The sequence below is a fragment of the Bacillus sp. AR8-1 genome (assembly GCF_008042345.1).
Lineage (GTDB): Bacteria > Bacillota > Bacilli > Bacillales > Bacillaceae_G > Bacillus_A > Bacillus_A cereus.
This window is the reverse complement of record NZ_QNUB01000044.1, coordinates 32,610-57,494: the sequence shown is the minus strand read 5'-3', so window position 1 is coordinate 57,494 and position 24,885 is coordinate 32,610. Positions and strand designations below refer to the sequence as shown.

Sequence of the window (24,885 nt, the reverse complement as noted above, 5' to 3'; positions counted from 1 at the left end):
TGTACCATCTAAATATCGTTCCACCGCTTGGATTTTTTCTTTTGAAGAAAATTTAACCATAAAAAATGCACCTCCAATTGTTAGACTGTGTCTAACAATTGGGGTGCACTTCAAGGTGGCATAAGGCTTTTTCTTATTTCAATTTGAATACCATCGCTTCATACGGACGTAATGTAATGTTATCTATCGATCCGATTTCTACATCGTAATTGTGTATGAATAATTCTGATTCACTATAACTAATATCCTCAGGCATTTCAAATACACTTTCATCCGCAGTAAAGTTTGCAATAACAAGTAGTTTTTCGTCTCCATATGTTCTTACATAAGCAAAAATAGAAGGATTATTCTCTAATATTAAATCATATGATCCATATACAACTATTTCATTATTTTTGCGTAGCTCAATTAATTTCTTATAGTAATAAAAAATTGAACCTTCATCTTGGATTGCTTGTTTCACATTAATCTCTTTATAGTTAGGATTTACAGTAATCCAAGGCTCACCCGTTGTAAATCCAGCGTGATTCTGATCATCCCACTGCATCGGAGTTCTAGCATTATCACGACCCTTTATATAAATAGATTCCATTACTTTTTCTATATCTTCACCATGGTCTATCACTTTTTCTTTATACATATTTAACGTTTCAATATCTCTATATTCATCAATCGATTGGAATCGAACGTTCGTCATTCCGATTTCTTCACCTTGATAAATATATGGCGTCCCCTTCATCATATGAAGAACTGTCGCTAACATTTTTGCAGATTCAATGCGATACATTCCATCGTTACCAAAACGAGATACAACGCGAGGCTGATCATGGTTATTCCAATAAAGGCTATTCCATCCGGTATGCTCTAATGCTTTTTGCCACTTTGTTAAATTCTCTTTTAAAGTAAGAAGTGAGCATGGTTTTACATCCCACTTTCCACCTTCTCCTGAATCTAAATCCATATGTTCAAATTGGAATACCATTTGCAACTCTTTTCGTTCTTCTCCAGTATACAATTTGGCCTCTTCTGTCGTTACACCTGGCATCTCACCAACCGTCATAATATCATAATTCGATAATACTTCCTCATTCATTTCATGCAAATATTTATGAATGTTTGGACCGTTCATAAAATGTTTATGACCTGAAACATAACCATCTTCATCTGTTTCAACTGTTGGTAACCCTTCTTCTTTAGAAATAAAATTGATAACATCCATGCGGAATCCATCAATTCCTTTTTCTAACCAAAACTTCATCATCTCATAAACATCTTGTCTTACCTTTTCATTATCCCAGTTTAAATCCGGTTGTTTTTTAGAAAACAGATGTAAATAATATTCATCCGTCATTTCATCATACTTCCATGCAGATCCACTAAAAGCAGCTCCCCAGTTGTTTGGTTCTTTCCCTTCTTTTCCAGGACGCCATATATAGTAATCTCTATATTTATTATCTTTTGATTTACGTGATTCAATAAACCAATTATGTTCATCAGATGTATGATTAACAACTAAATCCATCATCAATTTCATATTACGTTCATGCATTTCATGTAATAGTTCATCCCAATCTTCCATTGTTCCGAACTCGTTCATAATTTTACAATAATCACTTATATCGTAACCATTATCATCATTTGGAGATTCATAGACTGGTGATAACCAAATCACATCAATCCCTAACTCTTTTAAGTAATCTAGCTTTGAAATAATCCCTTGAAGATCTCCTATACCATCACCATTACTATCCATAAAGCTACGAGGATAAATTTGATATACTACGCTTTCTTTCCACCATTGTTTTTCCATTATGCTACCCCATTTCATTCATAATTCATTTTTCTCTTTTTTAAGGCGCAAACGTTTTCATTAATGAATGATAACAGATTCTATCTCAATTTAAAATAGCGCTTACAATTTTTATTGTTCTTTTTCTAAGAAAAAACGCGAAAATCACTAATAATTCTCCAATATATGAAAACGTTTTATTTTTTTATTTATTTTTTGAATCTATTCGTTTATAATGAACTCAAAGAAAACGTTTGCATAATTATTTCTAGGGGGAAATACCATGGCAGAACTTAAATTAGAAAACATTTATAAGATATATGATAATAACGTAACAGCTGTAACTGATTTTAATTTACACATTCAAGATAAAGAATTTATCGTATTTGTCGGTCCTTCTGGATGCGGAAAATCTACAACATTACGAATGGTAGCTGGACTCGAAGATATTTCAAAAGGCGAGTTTTCAATTGATGGTAAACTAATGAATGATGTTCCTCCAAAAGATCGAGATATCGCAATGGTCTTCCAAAACTACGCTCTTTATCCACATATGAGTGTATATGATAATATGGCATTTGGATTAAAACTTCGAAAAATACCAAAAGATGAAATCGATCGTCGTGTAAAAGATGCAGCAAAAATTTTAGGACTTGAACAATATTTAGGTAGAAAACCGAAAGCATTATCAGGTGGACAGCGCCAACGTGTTGCGTTAGGTAGAGCAATCGTTCGAGATGCAAAAGTTTTCTTAATGGACGAGCCACTATCAAACTTAGATGCTAAACTCCGTGTTGCAATGCGCTCAGAAATTTCTAAGCTACATCATCGCCTTGGAACAACAACAATTTATGTAACACATGACCAAACAGAAGCAATGACTATGGCTTCGCGTCTTGTCGTTATGAAGGATGGAAAGATTCAACAAATTGGAACACCAAAAGAAGTATATGAAACACCAGAAAACATTTTCGTGGGTGGATTTATCGGGTCACCAGCGATGAACTTCTTCCGTGGTAAATTGACTGAAACCGATTTCGTTATAGACAATACTATAAAAATCAAAGTATCTGAAGGAAAAATGAAGATGCTACGTGAACAAGGCTATGTAAATAAGGAAATTGTTTTAGGTATTCGCCCGGAGGACATTCATGATGAACTACTATTTTTAGAAGCTTCACAATCTACTACTTTCACAACAAAAATTGAAGTTGCTGAATTGTTAGGTGCTGAATCTATTTTATATATGAAACTTGGAAATCAAGATTTTGCAGCACGTGTTGATGCAAGACATATATTCTCACCTGGAGACCAAATTAAATTGGCATTTGATTTAAATAAAGCGCATTTCTTTGACAGCCAAACAGAACAACGTATTCGCTAAAAAAATTTCCTTCTATATAACATACAAAAAAACCGTCCACATATATTGAGGGCGGTTTTCATTATTATACTAGGGCTTCTACTGTATGAAATGATTGTCCTTTCGTGCCAATAATACCGAAAATCGGTAAATCACTAAGCACCACTTCTTCTTGCTGTTTCATAAAAGATGACGTTAATTGTTTTATCTCTATCCAAACGTCATTAATACAAAGTACATTGGAATCGTTCTCTTGTTGGCGAGAAAAAATCGAATCTATTTTATATAAACCAGCATTTTGAAAAAGCATGTCAATGCGACTGAATGCATTCAAAGTAATGCTAATAACGCGTTGCCAATCTCCTTGCTTTTCCATATCATAGAATACAAAAAGGGCTTCTCCGCCTAGATTCGTAATTTCCTCCACTGTTGCTTGTCCACTTTCTTGATCAATGTCCGTCACAATTACTTTTGCGCCTTGTTTAGCCAACAAAAGAGCTGTATTACGTCCAATACCGATGCCACCGCCAGTTACGATAGCAACTTTTCCTGCAAGCTTCATTTTCATTACCCCTTCTATAAGTCTTACCGTCATTCAGTATACTCCTTTATGAGATTATTCTGCAAGCAAGAAAAATTGCTATTCGATTTGTAAACGCTTACTTTTTATCCTTCTTTTTTCTTACTCTTACGCTGATCAAGAACTAGACCGATAAAAATGAGAATGCCCAAAAAAATTATGCTACCTCCTGTCATCTCAACTTCCCCCTTATTATATAAAGTAAAACTTTAATCAGCCCCGAATGGTGAGATAAAGATATTATTTTTAATTATTATACCATTATCTTAATTTTCAATCTATTATAAATAAAAATGACACATTTTAGCTTTTCCTTACTGTAAACATTCAAAATAGACTTATAAAATCCAAAAGACCTTTTTATATATAAAAAGGTCTTTTTTTATTTTATTATACAAGACTTATTATTTTCGTCTTTGTAATTAAGTCCTGAAAACCGCAATTGTCTTTGCGGAACAACATCATATATACGTTACATATTAATGGAATTCCTAATAGCAATACGTTCGGTAATAACACTACAAAAAATCTTATAATTAATGTTTGCAACGTTAGCTTTTCACTCTTCAATGAAATTAATTTTATTCTCGTTACCTTTTTTCCAAGTGTAACACCGTTCCAAATAAAGGGTAACACAATAAAATATATCGCCATTAATATAAAAACTACTGCGAAATCATATCTAAAATCACCTAAACTTATATTAAAGCGCTTAAACATAGCACTATAGTTTCCGGTCATAATAGCTACTACTGCACCATACATAACCGAGATTAAAAACATGTCAATTAGGGAAGCACCTATGCGATTCATTACAAGCGCTGGACGATGCATCTTTAACTTCATTTTATGTCGACTCCTTCATATCCTTCTTTACCCGTCTCATCGTACCACTTCTAAAAAACATTGTAAACTAGCGTTTCTCTTACTTTTCTTGTACAATTTGTTACAATAGCATTATAAAGGAGGTTCCCATATTGAAAAAATGGATAATCCTATTCGTCGCCTTCCTATTAACTGGTTGTGCAGGAAACACAGGTCACTTAACTTATACGGTTAACGATGAATACGAACTCATACGTACTTCTGGAAATGCATTTGAACTTTTCCCCTCGCAAGATGCTGTATATGCCACACAATACATCCCTGCAAAAATTACAGACATTGCTTGGGATGATAAATACATTATTGCAAAACAAACCGAGGAAAAATCAGATCCGAATAACCCTGACGCAGCAATTGCAAATAAAAAAAGTGAACATTATTGGATTATTGACGTAAAGCACAATAAACGTTTCGGTCCCTACAATGAAAAGCAATTTAATGAACAAAAAGATGCGTTTAAAATTAAGGTGCCTTTTCAAAATGTAGATTCATACATAAAAGAAATAAAAAAACAGTCAACATAATCTTTTGAGTGCTGACTGTTTTTTCTTACATTATTTTAAAAACACATTACTCCGAAAGTGAGATGTTAAACGTTTGTGGCTCTTTTACAACATCTTGTGTTTCTGAATCTCCTGCAAGTAAATCATCAGTTGTAAACTGAATATCCTTTACTTTGTCTTTTCCATCGTCAAGTATTAAACCAATAATACCATCTCTTGTTTCACCAGGCTTATAGTCTTCTCTTGATACATTTTTTGTACCAACTAACGTATCTTCGTCATATAAAAAGTTTTGAGTGGCTACTTTAAAATGTTGCTTACCATTAATCATAACATCATTCATAGAGAAAAATTGCATATTTTTATTTCCGGTATTCTCCACTTTATATGTAATCTCAACGTAACGAATTGTATTACTAATCTCTGTTCCACTTAGCGATGCATATAATTCTGCATCTTCTTGGCTTACTTTATCCCCTAATCTCCGTTTTACTTCTTCAGGAGTTAGTGCCGTGTATACTTTCAATGTTTTTTTTGCCTTTTCACTCATCTGTGATAAAGAAATTACTTTCACATCTTGTACGTGAATTTTCATTGGCGCTACTTCAAATGTTTGATTCACAGAATGCATCTGCTCTAACTTGAAAGTACCCCATCCTGTTTCTTTCACTTTTTGTCCTACTTTTTTCAGCTCACGCCCACCATATTCTTTTGTTTCAGGAATAGATTCTTTCTTCTTCGGTTCAGCTTTCTTTTCTTCTTGATGGAAGCAACCACTTAACATAAGAAGAAAACTACATAAAACAAAAATACTTTTCCATGCTTTCATCATTTCATTTCTCCTAACGCTATCATTCATGAATATAAAATTAGTCCCTGGCTTTGTAAACTATAGAAACAATGACAAGTCCACAAAATGAACTTGTCAGTCCAGATACTATTATACCTCCAATTTGGAAAATATGAAAATAGGGATCTAGGAACGCGTGCACGATAAATATAATAGTTGCTACAACAATTACTGAAACCCAATACTTTCTTTTTTCCGAAGCTAAAATAAGATCTTTACCCATTTCATTTCTATACTTCCATAAAACGTATACTAATAATAGAAAACCAATACATGTACTTCCATGTTGCATATATTTATAAACAGAGATACCGTACCATTCTCTTTGTAATAATGGTATTTTCATAACAAAATAGCCTGTCTTATGAGTGAATGCATCCCAAACAACATGCGTTAACATACCGAATAATGCTGAATAACAAAATACAAAAAGATTCTTCCATCTATGAAGCCCCCACCGCTTGTCTACTACATATGTATAATACCCAGCAATCGGTTTAGGTAAATGCGTTATAAAAGGCTTTTTTAAAATGTAATGATATATGTATGCTAACAAGAAGACAAGTGGTAAATTCAAATATAAGAATCCAAGCCACGTATGCCCAATTACACCATACGGTCTAAAGTGTAAAAAATATTCAAAGTCAGGCGCCATACTACCTAATATAAGAGCCGTTACTGAAATATGTTTAGAATGCTTTTTCGCAAAAGGAAGAACTGCTGCTGGATGTGCAAATGTAAACGGCATACTTTAACTCCTTCTCACATTTTCAATAGAATACCATATATCATAACGAGAGAATGGATCTTCATGCAATATTTATTTTCACATTGGAATATGATAGTTTAAATGATATAATCCACATAAAATATTCAGAAAATAAGGAAGGGATTCAGGTGTCATTAACACTTGTATTTGCCGCCTTTTTAGAATCAAAATCCGTTATGAATTGAGGTTTATATATTGATTGACGTACCCTTTTTACAAAATGTCACATTAAAAAAAGAAAATATCCCTAGTTTTTCCGCATATCCTTACTGCTTACCTGCTATCCGAACATTACAATCACTAGTTTTTCATCCAAATGTAACATTCATTATTGGAGAAAATGGAACGGGTAAATCAACATTACTTGAAGGAATTGCAATTGCGTTAGGCTTTAATGCAGAAGGTGGAACGAAGAATTTTCGCTTTAGCACTAACGATTCACATTCATCTTTACATGAATACCTTCGAATTTCCAAAAGTTTCAATACACCAAACGACGGTTTCTTTCTTCGCGCTGAATCATTTTATAACGTTGCTTCTTATATTGATGAAATAGATGCTATAAAATCTTACGGCGGCGTTTCACTACACGAACAATCTCACGGCGAATCATTCTTTTCCTTATTTATGAACCGTTTTTCAGGACAAGGTTTATACATTTTAGATGAGCCTGAGGCAGCTTTATCACCAATGAGACAACTTTCCATGCTTATTCGAATGCATGAGCTAGCGGAACAAGGTTCACAATTTGTTATTGCGACGCATTCTCCTATTTTAATGGCCTACCCTGAATCCACTATATATTCTTTAACACAAGAAGGGATTCACGAATCCACATTAGAAGAAACTGAGCATTATCAAACGACGAAACTTTTCTTTGAAAATCGCGATCGATTATTCCATCATCTATTTGAGTCATAAAAAAAGAAGCAGCAATAGCTGCTTCTTTTTTATAGTGCTTCTATAAATAAGGCAACCCCGATACCGCCACCAACGCATAAAGAGGCAATTCCTTTTTCTAAACCACGTCTTTTTAATTCGTGAATTAAACTTACTGTAATACGAGCCCCTGTACAACCAATTGGATGCCCAAGTCCTACGCCACTACCGTTTACGTTCACTTTTTCACGGTCTAAGCCTAACTCTTTCTCTACAGCTAAATATTGAGCCGCGAAAGCTTCATTAATTTCAAGTAAATCTGCATCTTCTAATGACCAATCTACTTTCTCTAATCCTTTTCGGATTGCTGGTGCTGGTCCAATACCCATAATTTTCGGGTCTACTCCAGCTACTGAATATCCAACAATTCTAGCTAACGGTTGTAAGCCTTTTTCTTTCGCTTTTTCTTCGCTCATTAATACTAGAACTGCACTTCCGTCATTCAGGCCAGATGCATTACCTGCAGTTACAGACCCATCTTTACGGAATGCTGGTTTTAACCCTGCTAATTTTTCCGCTGTAATATCTGCACGTGGATGCTCATCCTTCGAAAATACTACTTCTTTTCTACGTTCTTTTATTGTAATAGGAACAATTTGATCGTCAAAGTGTCCAGACTCGATTGCCTTCAGTGCCAATGTATGACTGCGAAGAGCAACTTCATCTTGTTCCTCTCTTGTAATTTCATATTGTTCAACTAAATTTTCCGCTGTTTCACCCATCATAATATGGTGAATCGGATCTTCTAACACTTCCCACACCGTATCACGAATTTCTCCGTGCTGTAGACGTTGTCCCCAGCGGTGCTGTTTCAATGCATAAGGGCTCGAACTCATCGCTTCTACTCCACCTGCAACAACAACATCACTTACACCTAATTGGATTTGCATTGCAGCTGACATAATTGCTTGCATACCTGAAGAACATTGACGTTGGATTGTATATCCCGTAACTGTGTCAGGAAATCCTGCCGCTAATGCAGCTGTTCTCGCTGTATTTGCTTCATCAGTTCTTTGAATACAATGACCTAAAATTACTTCATCAACTTCATGTGGTTCTACCCCGCCTCGTTTTACAGCTTCCTGAAGTACAGGAACAGCTAATTCTACTGGCGTTACATTTTTTAGCGCTCCTCCAAAAGTTCCAATTGGCGAACGAACTGCAGCTGTAATAACAACATTATGCATTTTGTACTTGCCCCTCTCTTATGTACCCTAGTCAGTTTTTAGGTGAAATTCCATAAGATGTATATCTATAACTATCATACTATAAACATACTAAAAAATCAAAATATTTAATATAATAAAAATAGAAGGAATTAACCTTCTATTCTGTCAGTGCATATAAAAACTTTTGTAAAATTTTCTCTGTCGTTTCATTCAATTTTGGCAACTTATCTACTGGAAAATATTGAAGTTTCAACCCTTCATGATCGAGCTTTAATTCCCCGCTCACATGATGTGCCTGATACAGATGAATGACATTGAAACTTTCATCGCCATTCGGATAACGGAAATATACTTCTTTTCCTGATAGAACACCAAGAAATTGCATTATTTTTGCAGTTAACCCCGTTTCCTCAAATAACTCTCTACGTGCCGTTTCTTCTGTCGTTTCACCCAGTTCCATCGCCCCGCCAGGTACACCCCAGTCATATGTATCTGAACGATATTGAAGCAATACTTCTTGTTTATCATTTAATATAATGATTGCTGATCCTACGAGAATAAGCGGTCTTGTACCAACGACTTTTCGTAACTCTTCAATATACCCCATATGTAAATTCCCCTTTCCCTAACCTCCCTTATCATAACAAAATTTCTCTCTTTTTGTTCATGTAATTTTAAAGAAAAAAAGGAAGCTTTCGCCTCCGTTTTTTCATCTTTATTTCTTAAAACTTTCATATTTTACAGCTTCAAAAGCTTCCTCAATTTCATCATTACGATAATGGACATATGTAAAACGACCCAATTCTACTAATCTTGCTATTTCCTGTAACGCTTTATGCTGCTCATATGTTTCTTTCAGCTTAATATGTACATAAAACTTCATTAAAGGATGTTCATATAAAGGTTCTCCCACCTCTACATATACATCTTCAACCCCTTGTACAACTCTTACATAACTCGCAAATTGATAAAGTGCTTCTCTGTCTGAAACGATTTTTAATGTATACATATATTCTCCCCCTTTCCTTTACTATATCAAAAAGACGACCATACCATGTTATAGAACTATGAAATTTTTTCGACTTGTCATCTATATATTCAATAAAGAAGGCGTTTATCCATACATGACATCTTTTCCCCACATATATTATAGGAAGAACTTTTTTCATTTGAGGTGTTCCTTATGGATCCATACGTCAATATATGTATTTGCATTACTCCCGGCGCCGATATTTCTGATGACCGCATCGCAAAAGATTTAGCTGTTGCAGAATCAATTTGGCACCCCATTACATTTCAAATTCAAGAAGTAATTGTATTAAATGAACTTTTCCGTTTTTTTGACCGTGAAATCAGTTATAAAAATTCCATTCAAAGTCAAGAAAAGTTGGCATCCTTTTTCCAAACATGTGTAAATGAAGCTCCTGAATGCGACCTTTATATTTGTTATATTGGCAGTGATTATTTCAAAGAAACAGCAGTAATTGCCTGCGCTTATTCTTTAGCAAAACAACAGCAACTTACTGGCTATATCGTTTTAACAAATTCGGCTGCCCCTATGAAAAATATATATACGCTCGCTCACGAAATCGGTCATATTTTATTTACAAGACGTATTCATGGAAAACTTACTCATGCAGATCCTCATTCTCCAACCGGCTCGGAGCACCACCCTTCTCCAACAAATCTTATGTATCCGATAGTCCCTCGTCCAGAAAACGTTCATATTCATTCCTTATTAACAACAGAACAAAAAGCGCTCTCTTTACAAAGCTCTTTACTACAAAGAAAAAAACAGTAACCCTCATGTTACTGTTTAAAACAACTTGTTCCAATCAACAAACAAAATCCCGGCTGCTAGAAATAAAAATAGACAACTAAATGTAAATGTAATCCCTCTAAAAATCCCTATATAATATTTCTTTGGAAATAATTTTTTGTATATCCAGAGCAGCCGCTTTCCTATTAAACCGAAAAACAGAATATATCCTGATGTGTAATCTAATATATTAATAAAATAGTCAACATATATCCTTTTTATAAAAGAGTTATTGTTAGGTTAACCTTAGAAAACTACTACTCAATTTACCTATAAATAATACTGTCTCTCTTTTTATTCGTATACTTTCCTTTTTCTAATTTTATATGAATTTTCAAAAGCATATAAATAACAATGAAAAGAATTATTTGTTGTACATACATTCCAATAATACTTGATAAATCTATCATTACGAATACATATTCCAATGCAATTGGAACTAGTAAATACGCCAAAGTAAACCAACCACCAAATTTAATATTTACAATAGCTGCAAATAGAACTACTATTCCAACAAGAATGAAGCTTTCTGTCGCAGTAAATTTAATAAATGTTGTACCATAAAAATTATTTAATAATGCAATACTGAAAATTGATAAAAACCATATCGCACCTGTTATATACATAATTAAAAATTCAGTTCTTTTACGCTTAAATGAGGCTGTTCTCATGCCCCATATTAATACACTAATTCCTACAAAAATCATAATCGGATATCCAATTAATTCAATTAAAGAATAAGACAAACGATGGTCGGCTTCACTAAAAAATACACTCTTCATCATCGTGAATGCTAATAAATTTATAATAAAGTAAAGCAATAATTTATAATTCCCTTTTTTATCAACTTCCATCTCTTTGGCAAGTTGATTTGCATACTCTTTTGGAGCATGACCGAATATATCATTTACACTCTTCCCTCTCTTTTCTCCTTCTATTAAATGAACTTCCGCATCTTCTATAAAGGAAATAATATCAGCTTCTCTAATGCCCTTTGTTCGTAAATACCCTTGAGTATCATCTAAAAACTTTTGCCCTTCATTCGATAGCACTTTTATCACCCCCTTATTTAACCATTTCTCTTCTATTCGTCTTCATCATAATTTCAAGGAAAATTAAAATAAACAAACTTCCGTATAAACATATAATTTGAAATAACATTGGCATGAGATCTTCAGATGTAAATGTTTTAAACAGTAACATAATAGAAAGCGGAATGATTAAATATAAGTTTTTAAACCATCCTTCAAAATATATATTTATAGCTACTGTGATCATAAAAATCCCACCAGCTACTATATAACTTTGGACTTCGGTGAATGTGAGCATTTTTGTAGGATATATCACATCTAATATCGTAACAGCTCCTAATAAAAACAATGGAGCAATCATAACTAAAGACCACATGGAAAACCATGTTTTTGTAAAGCTTGTGACGAAGGTCATTTTGCGAAGTAGAAAATTAGGACCCATAACAACTAAAATCAATGAAAAACTGTAACCGATACACTGAATAAGTGAAATCTGTAACATTCCATTACTCACTATTAAGATAGAAGCAATAATCCAAAAAGATACGATATTCATTACTGTAAAACCAATTTGCTTCCACGTTTCCTGTCTATCTCTTTCCATCACTTTTACAAGTTCATTTGCATATTCTTTCGGTGAGCTTCCGAAAATATCTTCTACACTCTTCCCCTCACTCTCACCTTCTATTAAATGAAGTTCTGCGTCTTCTAAAAAGTTTTCAATATCACTTTCTTTCACACTCTTTGCCGTCAAAAATAATCTCATATCTAACAAAAACTTTCGTGCTTCACTTGATAACATTATTTTCTCCTTCCCTTCCCTTCAAGTAGACGTTCTACACTACTTTGCATCGCTTCCCAGCGATCCATAAATTCATCAAGTGCTTCCTCGCCTTTTTCTGTTAATGTGTAATATTTTCTCTTTGGGCCAGATGGAGATTCCTTCATTACGCTTGTTATTAATCCTTCTTTTTGCATTCGTATTAATAACGGATAAATACTTCCCTCACTCGCCATTGTAAAACCATACTTTGCTAGCTTCTCACTCATTTCATAACCGTATATTTCGCCTTCAGAAATAATAGCAAGTAAGCATCCTTCTAAGATCCCTTTCAGCATTTGACTTGTCGACATAATTCAAATCCTCCTACTATCTTGTTTTACAAGATAGATAAGCGTAAGTATCTTGCTTTACAAAATAGTATAGCAAAGACTATTTTGCAAAACAAGATAGCTAACGATATTTTTTCCAAATGTTTGCAGGATTTTCATTATAACCTCTCTAAATAGAGCACTATGAAAACTTTATTATGAAGGGATGTTTTTCATCATGGTTACAAATCGAGTTGTCTTTTTAACAGGTGCTGCGAGTGGTATTGGATATGAAATGGGAAGTGCTTTTGCAAAAGAAGGTGCAAAAGTTGTGATTACTGATCGTCTTGAAGAACGTGCGAAAGAAGCTGCTGAGCAATTACAAAGTGAAGGTTTTCAAGCTATCGGTTTAAAATGTGACGTTACATCTGAAGAGGAAATTACAGCATCAATTTCTCAAACAGTTAGTCATTTTGGTTCATTAGATATATTAATTAACAACGCAGGAATGCAACACGTTTCACCCATTGAAGACTTTCCAACGGAAAAGTTTGAGCTACTAATTCAAATTATGCAAATTGCTCCGTTTATCGCAATTAAGCATGCCTTTCCGATTATGAAACAACAAAAATATGGTCGTATTATTAATGTCGCTTCTATTAACGGCCTTGTCGGGTTTGCTGGAAAAGCTGCCTACAATAGTGCAAAACATGGCGTAATTGGATTAACAAAAGTTGCCGCTTTAGAAGGTGCTACGCATGGTATTACTGTTAATGCCCTTTGCCCTGGTTATGTCGATACCCCTCTTGTACGTAATCAACTACAAGACTTAGCTACTACACGAAATGTACCACTTGAAAATGTTTTAGAAGATGTTATTTATCCACTCGTCCCACAAAAGCGCTTATTACAAGTACAAGAAATCGCTGATTATGCTATGTTTTTAGCGAGTGAAAAAGCTAAAGGTATTACTGGTCAAGCTGTCGTTATCGATGGTGGCTATACTGCTCAATAAAAAATAAAGTTTGCTCAAGAAGAGCAAACTTTATTTTTTATTGCGAGGATCTTCGTACTTTAGTAATTGCCGCGGGAGCTTCTCAATTGCAACAATTACCCCCTCTAATTTACTTTCAATACGGTGGAGTAAATATAATGTTACAACAATTGGAAACCCTACATTACCTATCATCTTGATCCACTCTTCCATCCTCTTCTCCTCCTTTCATTATATAAGTAAGAGAAAACAATGCATTTAGGCATAAAAAAACAAGCTATTATGTATTAGCCTGTTTTTCAAATAATGATGCAATTTCTCGTTTATAATCCCCGCTTATAATACCTTTCTCAGTAATAATTCCTGTAATTAATTCGTTCGGTGTTACGTCAAATGCAGGGTTATAAACATTCGTTCCAATTGGTGCTACTTGTTTTCCAAAGATTTTCGTAACTTCTGTTTCATCTCTTTCTTCAATAATTATTTCGGCTCCAGTTTCTTTCCTAACATCAAATGTTGACAGTGGCGCAGCAACATAAAATGGGATATCAAAGTGCTTTGCTAAAATAGCTAAATTCATTGTCCCTATTTTATTTGCCGTATCTCCATTTGCGACAATTCGATCCGCCCCTACAATAATTGCATTTATTTCTTTCGTTTGAATAGCATGAGCTGCAGTATTATCTGTAATAAGGGTCACATCAATATTTGCTTGCTTCAATTCCCAGGTCGTTAAGCGACCACCTTGTAAAACTGGTCTCGTTTCACACGCATATGCATGTAAACGCACACCTTTCTCTTTTCCAATATAAAAGGGAGCTAATGCAGTTCCATATCTGGCAGTTGCGATACTTCCAGCGTTACAGATTGTTAAAATATTATCGCCATCTTTAAAACATGTTAACGCATATTCCCCAATATTTCGGCACACCTCTTCATCTTCCTGCTGAATGCGAAGCGCTTCTTCTTCTAATGTTTTTTGTGCTTCTTTTATTGTAGTAATCTCTCGAATAGATTCTCTCATACGATCAATTGCCCAAAATAAATTTACTGCTGTCGGGCGTGACGTTCCTAAATAATTACAATCTCTATTAAACTTCGTTTGAAATTCTTCAATATGTACAGTGTTATATTTTTTTGATGCAAGCGCCAAGCCAAATGCAGCTACAATTCCAATTGCAGGCGCTCCTCGTACTTCTAACATTACGATGCTTTTCCAAACCTCTTCAATAGTCGTCAACGTTTTGTATTCTGTGCTATGCGGCAATTTCGTTTGATTTAATACCGCAATTGCATCACCTTTCCAGCTTACAGATCTCGGAACAGTAACAATTGTACTCACGCTTTTACGCCCCCTGAAACTGTCTGTTGAAATAATGTTCGAAACAGTTGAATATCAGCACTTTTAGATTCATATTTTATTAGTTCTTTACCTAAGGATAGCGCTTGTTTCTTAGCTTGAATTCTTGTTTCTTTATTTTCTATTTCATCTAAATCTGCTACATGAGCTAAACCAATTGTTCTACGAATCAGTTCACATCCGGCAAATCCAACTGCATCAGTAAAGATATTTTGCAAAATAATTGGTAACCATTGTTTTTCTTTCGTATATGCTTCTACACCTTCTCCAATCCATAACTTTGTAAAAGTTTCTACAAAATAACTCCACGTCTTTTCTATATGGAAAAATAGTACACTTCTTTTCTCTTCTTCTCTAGATAAAGCATTTAATAATAGATTTGCAATAAATTGACCTATGTCAAATCCAAATGGGCCATATGTCGCAAATTCTGGATCAATCACTTTCGTTTCAGAAGGTGACGAAAAAATACTACCAGTATGTAAATCACCATGAATAAGAGTTTCTTTTCTTGTTAAGAACTTATATTTATATTGTGCTACTTTTAGTTTTAAAGTTTTATCACTCCAAAGTTCATCAACCACGAGCTGTAAATCTGGCTCATAATCATTTGTATCATAATGTCCAAACGGATCTGTAAACACTAAATCCTCTGTAATTTTACAAAGGTCCGGATTTACAAAGGTACCTTCTAGTAACCTCTTCTCTTCTGACTGTAAACCAAAATCTGAAGTATAAAATAAAACATGTGCTAGAAAACGGCCGATATGCTGGGATAAAAGCGGATATTCTTCTCCGTCTATTAATCCTTTTCTTGTAATTGTTAGTCTTGATAAGTCTTCTATTACCGTTATCGCTAACTCTTCATCATGACTGTACACTACTGGAACATAATCCGGTACATACTGCGCAAAAATTTGTAATGCCTTGCTTTCAATCGTTGCTCTTTTTATAGACAATGGCCAGCTTTCACCAACTACTTTCGCATAAGGCAGTGCTTGTTTTATTATAATTGATTTCTCTCCATCATCTAATTTGAACACGTAATTTAAGTTTCCGTCTCCAATTTCATGACAAACGACATTTGCCTTCGCTTCAAAATAGCCATGATCTTTCGCATATTGTACAGCTGTTATTTCTGTTAATGAATAATATCCCATCGTCTTCTCCCCCTTTTTAAATTCAGAGGTTTTTCTAACATAGAAAAACCTCTTTCCACTAAGAAAGAGGTTTGAAGTTTATCTTCTCCCCTCTTATCTGCCAGAAAGTTTTACTTTCTGCTGGAATTAGCACCGTGCCTTTTGGCGTAATAAACGCCCCATTTCACAATGGTATTACGGTCGGTTGCTGGGCTTCATCGGGCCAAATCCCTCCACCTGCTCTTGATAAGAGTTGTATAATTTTTTGAATTTTTAACTTTATGTTGAAGACTATACCAAGAATAAAAATCACTTGTCAACATTTTATTTGTATAATTCTGGACGGCGATCCGCAAAAACTGGAATTCCTTTACGTACTTCTTTAATTTTCTCGAATTCAAGCTCTCCAAATAAAATTGATTCCTCTTCATTCGCCTCTACTACAACTTCACCCCAAGGGTCCACAATTAAAGAATGACCCGCAAATACATTATTTGGATCCTTTCCTGCTCTATTACATGCAACAACATAACACTGATTTTCAACTGCTCTTGCTTGCAATAGCAAACGCCAATGTGCTAAACGAACTAATGGCCATTCTGCTACAACAAATAATACTTTTGCCCCTTTAGCAGTATGGACACGCATCCACTCTGGAAAACGAATATCATAACAAATTGTTCCAGCGCATTCAACATCATCTAGCTTAAATTCGCCCGTACCATTACCGGCTATTAAATATTTATGTTCATCCATAAGCTGAAATAAATGTACTTTACTATATTCGTTGACTAGCTGTCCTTCATTATTTACAACATACATCGTATTTGTAACGCCTTGCTCTGTTTGCTTTGCTATAGAACCACCAACAATATGTATATCATATTGCTTCGCCCATTCTATTAACTTTTCTTTCGTTTCCACTCCATCCCTATCTGCAATTTCAGAAAGTCTCGTTAAATCATATCCTGTTGTCCATAGTTCTGGTAAGACGATAACATCTGGCCTTTCCTTCATAGCTTCGCTTATTTTATTTTTAGCATTCTCAATATTTTTTTCTACATCTCCAAAAACAATATCCATTTGAATACATGCGACTTTCATTTTTTCAGCCCCATTCTTATTTTTTCTTTACAAAATACTGGAAAGATTATATCATTTGTCACTAGAATTGTAACAACTTTCAAAAGAGGTGGAAAGTATGAAATTATTTCAACCTTCTGAGATAGTAACATCATTGCCAACACAATTTTTCGCTTCACTTGTTGCAAAAGTTAACAAAGTCGTTGCAGCTGGTCATGATGTTATTAATCTAGGTCAAGGTAATCCAGATCAACCAACACCGCAGCATATCGTAAAAGCTTTACAAGATGCTGCCGAAAAGACCATTCATCATAAATATCCGCCATTTCGCGGACATGAAAGTTTAAAAGAAGCCGTGGCAACATTCTATCAACGTGAATATGATGTAGTAGTAAATCCGAAAACTGAAGTTGCTATATTGTTTGGTGGGAAGGCTGGACTAGTAGAATTACCACTTTGTTTTACAAATCCTGGTGATACAATTCTCGTTCCAGATCCAGGCTATCCAGATTATTTATCAGGAGTTGCTTTAGCCAAAGCACAATTTGAAACAATGCCGCTTATTGCAGAAAATAACTTTTTACCAGATTATACAAAAATTAATAACTCTATTGCCGAGCGTGCAAAATTAATGTTTTTAAACTATCCAAATAATCCTACAGGTGCTACTGCATCAAAAGATTTTTTTGATGCAACTATTCATTTTGCTAATAAACATAATATATTAGTTGTTCACGATTTCGCTTACGGCGCTATCGGATTTGATGGTCAAAAACCTGTTAGTTTCTTGCAAGCAGACGGTGCGAAAGATATAGGAATTGAAATTTACACGTTATCGAAAACTTTCAATATGGCTGGATGGCGTATTGCTTTTGCAGTTGGAAATGAAAGTGTCATCGAAACCATTAACCTATTGCAAGATCATATGTATGTTAGTATTTTTGGTGCAATTCAAGATGCTGCTCGCGAAGCACTATTAAGTTCACAGTCTTGTGTAGTAGATCTTGTAAATAGTTACGAATCTCGGAGAAACGCTCTTATTTCAGCTTGTCACTCAATTGGTTGGAATGTAGACATTCCAACCGGATCATTCTTTGCATGGCTTCCTGTACCAGAAGGTTATACATCCGAGCAATTTTCTGATATTTTACTAGAAAAAGCACACGTTGCAGTTGCTCCTGGTGTTGGATTTGGTGAACATGGCGAAGGGTATGTCCGTGTTGGTCTCTTGCATACAGGAGATAGATTACGAGAAGCCATTAATCGAATTGATAAATTAAATTTTTTCAAAAAGTAATTGACAACATGAAAAATATCTGACAAAATTCAGTTATCTTAAAAATTTAAACATTTCTAAATACTTCTTATCAAGAGCAGGTGGAGGGACGAGCCCGACGAAACCCGGCAACCGATCTACAATCGTAGACACGGTGCTAATTCTCGCAGCATTATGCTGACAGATAAGGAGCTGGTTGTAAAAAAACCTCTCCTTAGCTGAGAGGTTTTTTTATTTAACTAGGAGGTTATAACAATGAGCGGAATTATAGCGACGTATTTAATCCATGATGATTCACATAACTTAGAAAAAAAGGCTGAGCAAATTGCACTTGGTTTAACAATTGGCTCTTGGACTCATTTGCCACAATTATTGCAAGAACAATTAAAGCAACATAAAGGCAACGTCATTCATATTGAGGAATTAGCTGAACATGAACATACGAATTCGTATTTACGTAAAAAAGTAAAACGCGGAATTATTAAAATCGAATATCCGTTATTAAACTTCAGTCCAGATTTACCAGCAATTTTAACGACTACATTTGGAAAGCTATCCCTTGATGGCGAAGTAAAATTAATTGACTTAACTTTTTCAGAAGAATTGAAAGAACATTTTCCTGGTCCAAAATTCGGGATAGATGGGATTCGAAACCTTTTACAAGTGCATGATCGTCCCCTTTTAATGAGTATTTTTAAAGGAATGATTGGACGAAATATTGGGTATTTAAAAACGCAATTACGTGATCAAGCAAGTGGTGGTGTAGATATAGTAAAAGATGATGAAATATTATTTGAAAATGCATTAACACCACTTACGAAACGCATTGTATCTGGAAAAGAAGTTTTACAATCCGTATATGAAACATACGGACATAAAACGTTATATGCCGTAAACTTAACAGGACGAACTTTTGATTTAAAAGAAAATGCGAAACGTGCAGTGCAAGCTGGAGCTGATATTCTATTATTTAACGTATTTGCTTACGGACTAGATGTACTGCAATCACTTGCAGAAGATGATGAAATCCCAGTTCCTATTATGGCACACCCTGCTGTAAGTGGTGCTTATTCAGCATCTAAGTTATATGGAATTTCATCTCCATTATTACTCGGAAAGCTACTACGCTATGCTGGGGCTGACTTTTCATTATTCCCATCTCCATACGGAAGTGTTGCGCTAGAAAAAGAGGAAGCTCTTGCTATCTCAAAATATTTAACTGAAGACGATGCATTTTTCAAGAAGAGCTTTTCTGTTCCATCTGCTGGTATTCACCCTGGTTTCGTTCCCTTTATTGTACGAGATTTCGGTAAAGATGTTGTTATTAATGCTGGCGGCGGGATACATGGACATCCAAATGGAGCGCAAGGCGGTGGTAAAGCATTCCGTACTGCAATTGAGGCTACTTTGCAAAATAAACCACTCCATGAAGTAGATGACATAAATTTGCATAGTGCACTACAAATATGGGGAAATCCCTCTCATGAGGTGAAATTATGAGTATTCAAGTATTTTGTGATTTCGATGGCACGATTACAAATAATGATAACATTATGTCCATTATGGAAAAATTCGCACCACCAGAAGCTGAAGAAGTAAAGAATAGAATTTTATCACAAGAGCTATCTATTCAAGAAGGTGTTTCTCAATTATTTCGATTAATACCTACTCATCTGCACGATGAAATTATTCAATTTTTAATAGAAACTGCTGAACTTCGTAATGGTTTTCATGAATTTATACAATTTGTAAATGAAAATAACATTTCTTTTTACGTTATATCAGGTGGAATGGATTTCTTCGTCTATCCACTCTTACAAGGACTCATTCCAAAAGAGCAAATTTACTGTAATGAAACAGATTTTTCAAATGAATACATTACGGTGAATTGGCCTCATCCTTGTGATCATCATTGTCAAAATCATTGCGGATTATGTAAATCATCTCTCATCCGTAAATTGAGTGATACGAATGACTTCCATATTGTGATTGGAGATTCAATTACTGATTTACAAGCTGCGAAACAAGCAGATAAAGTATTTGCTCGTGACTTCCTTATTACAAAGTGTGCAGAGAATTATATTGCTTATACACCGTTTGAAACATTCCATGATATTCAAAATGAATTAAAACATTTGTTGGAGGTGAAATCATGAAACAACTTTTTCGTCAATGGTATGACTTAAGCGAGATAAAAAAAGAATTAACAACTCGAAATTGGTTCCCAGCAACAAGTGGTAATATTTCTATAAAAGTTAGTCATGAGCCACTTACTTTTCTCATTACAGCAAGCGGTAAAGATAAAACAAAAACCACTCCAGATGATTTTCTATTAGTAGATCATGTAGGAGTTCCTGTTTTAGAGACTGAATTACGCCCTTCAGCAGAAACAATATTGCATACACATATTTATAACAATACGAATGCCGGGTGCGTACTTCATGTTCATACAACTGATAATAATGTCATCACAAATTTATATAGTGATGCAGTTACCCTTCAAAATCAAGAAATTATTAAAGCTCTCGATATTTGGGAAGAAGGTGCAACAATTCACATTCCTATTATCGAAAACCATGCCCATATCCCAACGCTTGGAGAAAACTTTCGAAAGCATATACAAGGTGATTCGGGAGCGGTATTAATCCGTAACCACGGTATTACCGTATGGGGCCGAGATAGCTTTGATGCAAAGAAGAGATTAGAAGCTTATGAGTTTTTATTCCAATTTCATATAAAACTACTATCAATTCAAGGAGGCGTTTCTAATGGCGCAAATTCGTATTCATGAAGTAAATACTCGTATTGAAAATGAAGTGGAAGTATCTAAATTTCTACAAGAGGAAGGCGTTTTATATGAGAAATGGAATATTTCTAAACTTCCTACTCATTTAAATGAAAATTATTCTTTAACAGATGAAAACAAAGCTGAAATATTAGCTGTTTTTTCAAAAGAAATCGCTGATGTTTCAGCACGTCGAGGTTATAAAGCACATGATGTAATTTCACTTTCAAATAGCACACCTAACCTTGACGAATTATTAATTAATTTCCAAAAAGAACATCATCATACAGACGACGAAGTCCGCTTTATCGTCAGTGGTCATGGCATTTTCGCTATTGAAGGCAAAGATGGGAAATTCTTTGATGTTGAACTTGAGCCAGGCGATCTAATATCTGTTCCAGAAAATGCAAGACATTATTTTACCTTGCAAGATGATCGTCAAGTTGTAGCTATTCGTATTTTTGTGACAACTGAAGGCTGGGTTCCAATCTATTAAGGTAGTTAGTTGAATAAAAGGACTTGGATCCCCTTTTCCAAACTTTTATTCACTCTACATATATACATCCTCCTATGGAACAGGCTTATTTCACTTTTGAAATAAGCCTGATTTTTTATTTACTCAAAAGTACCATTTCATCACAAATTTAACGCCTTGATTTTTCAAGTGTATTTTTTGAACATTTATTGAACATTTATTGAAATTTTTCTGAAAATTCTGTTTTGTATGTGATATACTACAATTAACTAAGAAGGAAAATAATATCGCAAACAGAGGGGGATAATCATGAGCTTACTTATCGCACTTATACTTGGAGTTACATGTGGGGCATTTCCTGTTATTTTAGGAGCTATTATGGAAGAGTTAGAAATTGGTGTTTTAGGATTTGTCGCATCTTGTGTAAGCGCTTTATTATTTGGTTTATTCGGCGCTATTCCTGTTTCAATTCTGTGTGCTTTTTATATAATACGCCATGCTCGTACAAAACAATTTGGTCCTAATCACATCGCACAAATTATCCCATTCCCGGTTGAACGATGTCGCCGCGCTTCTAACTTATAATGACTAAATAAATAAAAGTCCTCAAATGAGGACTTTTATTTATTTTCTTCTAGAAATTGAAACAATTCTTGTAGATGTAGGGCATCTTCACCATAGCTAACAGATACATGAAATATACCGTCAATCTCAGCTTGCATATAAAGATCCACTCCATCACAATCATATTTCAATGCCAAATAAAACTCCATTTCTTCTAACATCTTTTTAGAGGTTCGAATTACATAATGCCCCTTCTCATCTCTTCCATATTCAAAGTCTGGTTCAAAATCATATTTTTGTTTAAAAGCTTCTTTTTGTTTTTCATTAATTTGCATACAAGTAGCTCGCTGTACAGTATCAATCATCTCATCAAACTTTTGAAGGTCCACCTCGTTTACCCCCTTATATATTTTTTATATAATACTTGTGTTCCACTATTTTCTTCGCCATCCTTAATTAACTCTTCATACAATTCTTTCGCCAAACTTAAGCCTGGGACTGGTAATTGTAATTTTTCTGCTTCCTCTAAAGCAATTTTCATATCTTTCATAAAATGCTTTACATAAAATCCTGGCTCAAAGTCTCCTTTTAACATTCGAGGAGCTAAATTACTTAATGACCAACTACCTGCTGCCCCTGTTGAAATACTCTCTAACACTTTATCTGGATTCAATCCAGCCTTCTTCGCGTAAGCAACAGCCTCACATACTCCAATCATATTGGAAGCAATCGCAATTTGATTGCACATTTTTGTATGTTGTCCACTCCCAGCTGGTCCTTGTAATTGAATGTTTGTTCCTAACTTTTCAAGTAAAGGTAAGCATCTATCATATATTTCTTTCTCTCCACCTACCATAATTGCGAGTTTTGCTTCTTTCGCACCAACATCTCCTCCTGAGACAGGTGCATCTAACGTATATATATTTTTGCTTTTTGCAACTTCATTAATACGTTTTGCTAAAGTAGGTGTAGATGTCGTAAAGTCAATTGCTATCGTACCTTCTTTTGCATGTTCTATAATTCCTTCTATACCAAAATACACTTCTTCTACATCATGTGGATATCCAACCATTGTCATTACAATATCAACTTGCTTCACTAACTCTTTTGGCGTATCACACCATTGTGCACCATCTTGCACTAAAGAATCTGTTTTTGCTTTCGTTCTATTATATACATATACTTTATGACCATCTTGCATTAAGTGATAAACCATACTTTTTCCCATTACGCCAATACCAATGAAACCTATTGATAAAGTTTTATGTTCCATTTTCTCATCCCCTTTGTTCTAATAAATCATTTACCATCTTTCGGAACTCTTTATTAAAGTCATCATCCATACTATTTTTTACATTTGAAAATAACATAACAAAAATTCCTTTTTCTTTATTAAAATTATTGAAAGTGTTCCAACCAGATAATACACCATGATTATGAAAATAATCTGGATATATATATAAACTAAATGCATATTTCCGTTCTGCTGAAGGCGAAAACATTGCTTGTATACTTTGTTCAGAAAGAAGTTTTCCATTTATAATTGCTTCGTCTAACTTCTTCATATCTCCAACTGTCGTATACATCTCACCACAACCATATAGCCAATCCATGCCTAACTTCTGCGCTGGTACAAGCTCTTGATTTTTTTTCACATAACCCTTTGTAAAATTTTTATCTCCAGGTACCATATTTCCCATACCGGATTCATGCATATCTGCTTTTACAAATATGTTTTCTTTTATGTAATCTCCTAAAGGTTTTTTCGAGATATGTTCTATTATATAAGCAAGAACCATATAATTATAATCTGTATATCTCCAACCTGTTCCTGCAGGAAATTCTAAATTTTGACGTCCAATCCAATTAATTAACTGTAAACGGGAAGCAGCATTCACATTTCCTTTCGCATGTTCAGGTAAACCAGAGGTATGGGTTAATAAATGATATAGCGTAATATTTTTATTCTCCGGAAATGAAGGAATATATTTATTTACATTATCTTGAATATTCAATTTACCTTGTTCTTTCAACTGTAAAATAGATGTGGCAACAACTGTTTTCGTAATAGAACCAATACGATATTTTGTTTGAGGCGTATTTTCTATTTTATTTTGAACATCAGCATACCCATATCCTTTATTCAATATAACACGCTCTTTATCTGTTACCAAAACTGTTCCATTAAATTGCTTTCCGACTAAATATTGATCTAATTTTTGAGATATGCTAGCATAATCAATTTGTTGCTCTTCTTTTTCTTCTATATTCCCTTGTACTTCTGATTCAATAGTAGGATTCACTTTAGTTGTTAATACAGTGTTTTCCTTTATATTGGGGCTAACAAGAAAATAGTATACTCCGCCGCCAACTATAGCAGACAGTGAAGCCATCACCATTACTTTTTTTATCATATTGAT

At 34.4% G+C, this 24,885-nt stretch carries 31 protein-coding genes and 2 riboswitches; of the genes, 11 read left to right on the top strand and 20 right to left on the bottom strand.

The annotated features are described in order from the left end of the window. Positions 1-133: 133 nt before the first annotated feature. A complete protein-coding gene (gene malL / locus DN400_RS24810; protein ID WP_097912016.1) occupies positions 134-1,810 on the bottom strand; it encodes an oligo-1,6-glucosidase in 1,677 nt (558 codons plus the stop codon). 262 nt (positions 1,811-2,072) lie between these two features. Here malL and DN400_RS24805 point away from each other — a divergent pair, with 262 nt between their 5' ends. Continuing rightward, positions 2,073-3,173, top strand: a complete 1,101-nt coding sequence (locus DN400_RS24805) for an ABC transporter ATP-binding protein (protein ID WP_071713525.1) — start codon at positions 2,073-2,075, stop codon at positions 3,171-3,173. A gap of 64 nt (positions 3,174-3,237) precedes the next feature. Here DN400_RS24805 and DN400_RS24800 read toward each other — a convergent pair whose 3' ends face one another. The 3 genes from DN400_RS24800 to DN400_RS24790 all read right to left on the bottom strand — a co-directional run bounded on the left by DN400_RS24800 (position 3,238) and on the right by DN400_RS24790 (position 4,578). Continuing rightward, positions 3,238-3,747, bottom strand: a complete 510-nt coding sequence (locus DN400_RS24800; RefSeq protein WP_000218413.1) for an SDR family NAD(P)-dependent oxidoreductase — start codon at positions 3,745-3,747, stop codon at positions 3,238-3,240. Between the two features lie 71 nt (positions 3,748-3,818). Continuing rightward, a complete protein-coding gene (locus DN400_RS24795) occupies positions 3,819-3,908 on the bottom strand; it encodes a flagellar motor protein (protein WP_071713526.1) in 90 nt (29 codons plus the stop codon). 214 nt (positions 3,909-4,122) lie between these two features. Beyond that, positions 4,123-4,578 (bottom strand): RDD family protein, encoded by a 456-nt coding sequence (locus DN400_RS24790; protein WP_000769080.1) that lies wholly within the window; start codon positions 4,576-4,578, stop codon positions 4,123-4,125. A 131-nt stretch (positions 4,579-4,709) separates the two neighbouring features. On the opposite strand from DN400_RS24790, the gene DN400_RS24785 reads away from it, so the two are divergent. After that, positions 4,710-5,141: a DUF3997 domain-containing protein gene (locus tag DN400_RS24785; protein WP_000758786.1), complete on the top strand. Its 432-nt coding sequence runs from the start codon at positions 4,710-4,712 to the stop codon at positions 5,139-5,141. A 46-nt stretch (positions 5,142-5,187) separates the two neighbouring features. Here DN400_RS24785 and DN400_RS24780 read toward each other — a convergent pair whose 3' ends face one another. Together DN400_RS24780 and DN400_RS24775 are read right to left on the bottom strand one after the other, a co-directional pair. Next, entirely contained in the window at positions 5,188-5,952 is a 765-nt protein-coding gene (locus DN400_RS24780) for a hypothetical protein (protein ID WP_000973896.1), read from the bottom strand. A gap of 37 nt (positions 5,953-5,989) precedes the next feature. Further along, positions 5,990-6,718: a DUF4184 family protein gene (locus DN400_RS24775; RefSeq protein WP_097912014.1), complete on the bottom strand. Its 729-nt coding sequence runs from the start codon at positions 6,716-6,718 to the stop codon at positions 5,990-5,992. Between the two features lie 216 nt (positions 6,719-6,934). Between DN400_RS24775 and DN400_RS24770 the strand changes: the two genes are divergently transcribed. Continuing rightward, positions 6,935-7,660, top strand: a complete 726-nt coding sequence (locus DN400_RS24770; protein ID WP_000568009.1) for an AAA family ATPase — start codon at positions 6,935-6,937, stop codon at positions 7,658-7,660. 29 nt (positions 7,661-7,689) lie between these two features. On the opposite strand, the gene DN400_RS24765 is transcribed toward DN400_RS24770, so the two are convergent. The 3 genes from DN400_RS24765 to DN400_RS24755 form a co-directional block, all read right to left on the bottom strand. Beyond that, positions 7,690-8,865, bottom strand: a complete 1,176-nt coding sequence (locus DN400_RS24765) for an acetyl-CoA C-acetyltransferase (protein WP_000552075.1) — start codon at positions 8,863-8,865, stop codon at positions 7,690-7,692. Positions 8,866-9,004: 139 nt separating this feature from the next. After that, complete coding sequence (locus tag DN400_RS24760; protein ID WP_141505583.1) at positions 9,005-9,454, bottom strand: NUDIX hydrolase; 450 nt, start codon at positions 9,452-9,454, stop codon at positions 9,005-9,007. A 108-nt stretch (positions 9,455-9,562) separates the two neighbouring features. After that, a complete protein-coding gene (locus DN400_RS24755) occupies positions 9,563-9,856 on the bottom strand; it encodes a DUF3928 family protein (protein ID WP_000288330.1) in 294 nt (97 codons plus the stop codon). A gap of 174 nt (positions 9,857-10,030) precedes the next feature. Between DN400_RS24755 and DN400_RS24750 the strand changes: the two genes are divergently transcribed. After that, a complete protein-coding gene (locus DN400_RS24750; protein WP_000371606.1) occupies positions 10,031-10,648 on the top strand; it encodes an ImmA/IrrE family metallo-endopeptidase in 618 nt (205 codons plus the stop codon). A 15-nt stretch (positions 10,649-10,663) separates the two neighbouring features. Here the strand turns inward: DN400_RS24750 and DN400_RS30045 are convergent, their stop codons facing one another. From DN400_RS30045 to DN400_RS24730, 4 genes are read right to left on the bottom strand one after another with little or no spacing between them, the layout of a single operon-like run. After that, positions 10,664-10,888 carry a DNA-binding protein gene (locus DN400_RS30045; protein ID WP_420920603.1) on the bottom strand — a complete coding sequence of 75 codons (225 nt, stop codon included), beginning with the start codon at positions 10,886-10,888 and terminating at the stop codon, positions 10,664-10,666. Positions 10,889-10,932: 44 nt separating this feature from the next. Further along, complete coding sequence (locus DN400_RS24740; RefSeq protein ID WP_000950457.1) at positions 10,933-11,718, bottom strand: DUF1129 domain-containing protein; 786 nt, start codon at positions 11,716-11,718, stop codon at positions 10,933-10,935. Between the two features lie 13 nt (positions 11,719-11,731). Continuing rightward, on the bottom strand, positions 11,732-12,499 hold the full coding sequence (locus tag DN400_RS24735) for a DUF1129 domain-containing protein (RefSeq protein WP_097912012.1): 768 nt from the start codon (positions 12,497-12,499) through the stop codon (positions 11,732-11,734). Next, the gene (locus DN400_RS24730; RefSeq protein WP_000107977.1) at positions 12,499-12,831 is read right to left on the bottom strand and encodes a PadR family transcriptional regulator; all 333 of its coding nucleotides are present in this window, start codon (positions 12,829-12,831) and stop codon (positions 12,499-12,501) included. The genes DN400_RS24735 and DN400_RS24730 overlap by 1 nt, the downstream gene beginning before the upstream one ends. Positions 12,832-13,027: 196 nt before the next feature. Between DN400_RS24730 and DN400_RS24725 the strand changes: the two genes are divergently transcribed. Next, entirely contained in the window at positions 13,028-13,804 is a 777-nt protein-coding gene (locus DN400_RS24725; RefSeq protein ID WP_000258450.1) for a 3-hydroxybutyrate dehydrogenase, read from the top strand. Positions 13,805-13,834: 30 nt separating this feature from the next. Here the strand turns inward: DN400_RS24725 and DN400_RS24720 are convergent, their stop codons facing one another. The 4 genes from DN400_RS24720 to DN400_RS24705 form a co-directional block, all read right to left on the bottom strand. After that, positions 13,835-13,996: a YvrJ family protein gene (locus DN400_RS24720; RefSeq protein ID WP_000393338.1), complete on the bottom strand. Its 162-nt coding sequence runs from the start codon at positions 13,994-13,996 to the stop codon at positions 13,835-13,837. Positions 13,997-14,063: 67 nt separating this feature from the next. Then, positions 14,064-15,125, bottom strand: coding sequence for an S-methyl-5-thioribose-1-phosphate isomerase (gene mtnA / locus DN400_RS24715; RefSeq protein ID WP_097912010.1), 1,062 nt, complete (start codon positions 15,123-15,125; stop codon positions 14,064-14,066). Then, positions 15,122-16,303, bottom strand: coding sequence for an S-methyl-5-thioribose kinase (gene mtnK, locus DN400_RS24710; RefSeq protein WP_097912008.1), 1,182 nt, complete (start codon positions 16,301-16,303; stop codon positions 15,122-15,124). Before mtnK ends, mtnA begins: the two co-directional genes overlap by 4 nt. Before the next feature lie 90 nt (positions 16,304-16,393). Further along, a riboswitch (SAM riboswitch) is annotated at positions 16,394-16,535 on the bottom strand. A 71-nt stretch (positions 16,536-16,606) separates the two neighbouring features. Next, positions 16,607-17,386, bottom strand: coding sequence for a carbon-nitrogen family hydrolase (locus DN400_RS24705; protein ID WP_015382453.1), 780 nt, complete (start codon positions 17,384-17,386; stop codon positions 16,607-16,609). A 97-nt stretch (positions 17,387-17,483) separates the two neighbouring features. Here DN400_RS24705 and DN400_RS24700 point away from each other — a divergent pair, with 97 nt between their 5' ends. The 6 genes from DN400_RS24700 to DN400_RS24675 all read left to right on the top strand — a co-directional run bounded on the left by DN400_RS24700 (position 17,484) and on the right by DN400_RS24675 (position 22,486). Continuing rightward, the gene (locus DN400_RS24700) at positions 17,484-18,662 is read left to right on the top strand and encodes a pyridoxal phosphate-dependent aminotransferase (RefSeq protein WP_098211066.1); all 1,179 of its coding nucleotides are present in this window, start codon (positions 17,484-17,486) and stop codon (positions 18,660-18,662) included. Between the two features lie 64 nt (positions 18,663-18,726). Then, a riboswitch (SAM riboswitch) is annotated at positions 18,727-18,832 on the top strand. Between the two features lie 64 nt (positions 18,833-18,896). Continuing rightward, positions 18,897-20,141, top strand: a complete 1,245-nt coding sequence (mtnW, locus tag DN400_RS24695; RefSeq protein ID WP_097996792.1) for a 2,3-diketo-5-methylthiopentyl-1-phosphate enolase — start codon at positions 18,897-18,899, stop codon at positions 20,139-20,141. Next, positions 20,138-20,797, top strand: a complete 660-nt coding sequence (gene mtnX / locus DN400_RS24690; protein ID WP_000027488.1) for a 2-hydroxy-3-keto-5-methylthiopentenyl-1-phosphate phosphatase — start codon at positions 20,138-20,140, stop codon at positions 20,795-20,797. The genes mtnW and mtnX overlap by 4 nt, the downstream gene beginning before the upstream one ends. Then, positions 20,794-21,432: a methylthioribulose 1-phosphate dehydratase gene (locus DN400_RS24685; protein WP_000811341.1), complete on the top strand. Its 639-nt coding sequence runs from the start codon at positions 20,794-20,796 to the stop codon at positions 21,430-21,432. The genes mtnX and DN400_RS24685 overlap by 4 nt, the downstream gene beginning before the upstream one ends. After that, the gene (locus DN400_RS24680; protein ID WP_000057317.1) at positions 21,410-21,922 is read left to right on the top strand and encodes a 1,2-dihydroxy-3-keto-5-methylthiopentene dioxygenase; all 513 of its coding nucleotides are present in this window, start codon (positions 21,410-21,412) and stop codon (positions 21,920-21,922) included. Before DN400_RS24685 ends, DN400_RS24680 begins: the two co-directional genes overlap by 23 nt. A gap of 288 nt (positions 21,923-22,210) precedes the next feature. Beyond that, positions 22,211-22,486, top strand: coding sequence for a hypothetical protein (locus tag DN400_RS24675; RefSeq protein ID WP_000054659.1), 276 nt, complete (start codon positions 22,211-22,213; stop codon positions 22,484-22,486). 35 nt (positions 22,487-22,521) lie between these two features. Here DN400_RS24675 and DN400_RS24670 read toward each other — a convergent pair whose 3' ends face one another. Genes DN400_RS24670 through DN400_RS24660 form a run of 3 tightly spaced genes read right to left on the bottom strand, consistent with a single transcriptional unit; the run spans position 22,522 to position 24,879 of the window. After that, on the bottom strand, positions 22,522-22,854 hold the full coding sequence (locus DN400_RS24670) for a DUF3909 family protein (RefSeq protein WP_147801996.1): 333 nt from the start codon (positions 22,852-22,854) through the stop codon (positions 22,522-22,524). A 5-nt stretch (positions 22,855-22,859) separates the two neighbouring features. Beyond that, a complete protein-coding gene (locus tag DN400_RS24665) occupies positions 22,860-23,738 on the bottom strand; it encodes an NAD(P)-dependent oxidoreductase (protein ID WP_000400437.1) in 879 nt (292 codons plus the stop codon). A 4-nt stretch (positions 23,739-23,742) separates the two neighbouring features. Then, on the bottom strand, positions 23,743-24,879 hold the full coding sequence (locus tag DN400_RS24660; RefSeq protein ID WP_141505585.1) for a serine hydrolase: 1,137 nt from the start codon (positions 24,877-24,879) through the stop codon (positions 23,743-23,745). Between the last annotated feature and the right edge of the window lie 6 nt (positions 24,880-24,885).

Bases quoted from the DNA above. Each gene is read 5' to 3' on its own strand.
- malL (WP_097912016.1), bottom strand. From the start codon at position 1,810: ATGGAAAAACAATGGTGGAAAGAAAGCGTAGTATATCAAATTTATCCT.
- DN400_RS24805 (WP_071713525.1), top strand. From the start codon at position 2,073: ATGGCAGAACTTAAATTAGAAAACATTTATAAGATATATGATAATAAC.
- DN400_RS24800 (WP_000218413.1), bottom strand. From the start codon at position 3,747: ATGACGGTAAGACTTATAGAAGGGGTAATGAAAATGAAGCTTGCAGGA.
- DN400_RS24795 (WP_071713526.1), bottom strand. From the start codon at position 3,908: ATGACAGGAGGTAGCATAATTTTTTTGGGCATTCTCATTTTTATCGGT.
- DN400_RS24790 (WP_000769080.1), bottom strand. From the start codon at position 4,578: ATGAAGTTAAAGATGCATCGTCCAGCGCTTGTAATGAATCGCATAGGT.
- DN400_RS24780 (WP_000973896.1), bottom strand. From the start codon at position 5,952: ATGATGAAAGCATGGAAAAGTATTTTTGTTTTATGTAGTTTTCTTCTT.
- DN400_RS24775 (WP_097912014.1), bottom strand. From the start codon at position 6,718: ATGCCGTTTACATTTGCACATCCAGCAGCAGTTCTTCCTTTTGCGAAA.
- DN400_RS24765 (WP_000552075.1), bottom strand. From the start codon at position 8,865: ATGCATAATGTTGTTATTACAGCTGCAGTTCGTTCGCCAATTGGAACT.
- DN400_RS24760 (WP_141505583.1), bottom strand. From the start codon at position 9,454: ATGGGGTATATTGAAGAGTTACGAAAAGTCGTTGGTACAAGACCGCTT.
- DN400_RS24755 (WP_000288330.1), bottom strand. From the start codon at position 9,856: ATGTATACATTAAAAATCGTTTCAGACAGAGAAGCACTTTATCAATTT.
- DN400_RS24750 (WP_000371606.1), top strand. From the start codon at position 10,031: ATGGATCCATACGTCAATATATGTATTTGCATTACTCCCGGCGCCGAT.
- DN400_RS24735 (WP_097912012.1), bottom strand. From the start codon at position 12,499: ATGTTATCAAGTGAAGCACGAAAGTTTTTGTTAGATATGAGATTATTT.
- DN400_RS24730 (WP_000107977.1), bottom strand. From the start codon at position 12,831: ATGTCGACAAGTCAAATGCTGAAAGGGATCTTAGAAGGATGCTTACTT.
- DN400_RS24725 (WP_000258450.1), top strand. From the start codon at position 13,028: ATGGTTACAAATCGAGTTGTCTTTTTAACAGGTGCTGCGAGTGGTATT.
- DN400_RS24720 (WP_000393338.1), bottom strand. From the start codon at position 13,996: ATGGAAGAGTGGATCAAGATGATAGGTAATGTAGGGTTTCCAATTGTT.
- mtnK (WP_097912008.1), bottom strand. From the start codon at position 16,303: ATGGGATATTATTCATTAACAGAAATAACAGCTGTACAATATGCGAAA.
- DN400_RS24705 (WP_015382453.1), bottom strand. From the start codon at position 17,386: ATGAAAGTCGCATGTATTCAAATGGATATTGTTTTTGGAGATGTAGAA.
- DN400_RS24700 (WP_098211066.1), top strand. From the start codon at position 17,484: ATGAAATTATTTCAACCTTCTGAGATAGTAACATCATTGCCAACACAA.
- mtnW (WP_097996792.1), top strand. From the start codon at position 18,897: ATGAGCGGAATTATAGCGACGTATTTAATCCATGATGATTCACATAAC.
- mtnX (WP_000027488.1), top strand. From the start codon at position 20,138: ATGAGTATTCAAGTATTTTGTGATTTCGATGGCACGATTACAAATAAT.
- DN400_RS24685 (WP_000811341.1), top strand. From the start codon at position 20,794: ATGAAACAACTTTTTCGTCAATGGTATGACTTAAGCGAGATAAAAAAA.
- DN400_RS24680 (WP_000057317.1), top strand. From the start codon at position 21,410: ATGGCGCAAATTCGTATTCATGAAGTAAATACTCGTATTGAAAATGAA.
- DN400_RS24675 (WP_000054659.1), top strand. From the start codon at position 22,211: ATGAGCTTACTTATCGCACTTATACTTGGAGTTACATGTGGGGCATTT.
- DN400_RS24665 (WP_000400437.1), bottom strand. From the start codon at position 23,738: ATGGAACATAAAACTTTATCAATAGGTTTCATTGGTATTGGCGTAATG.
- DN400_RS24660 (WP_141505585.1), bottom strand. From the start codon at position 24,879: ATGATAAAAAAAGTAATGGTGATGGCTTCACTGTCTGCTATAGTTGGC.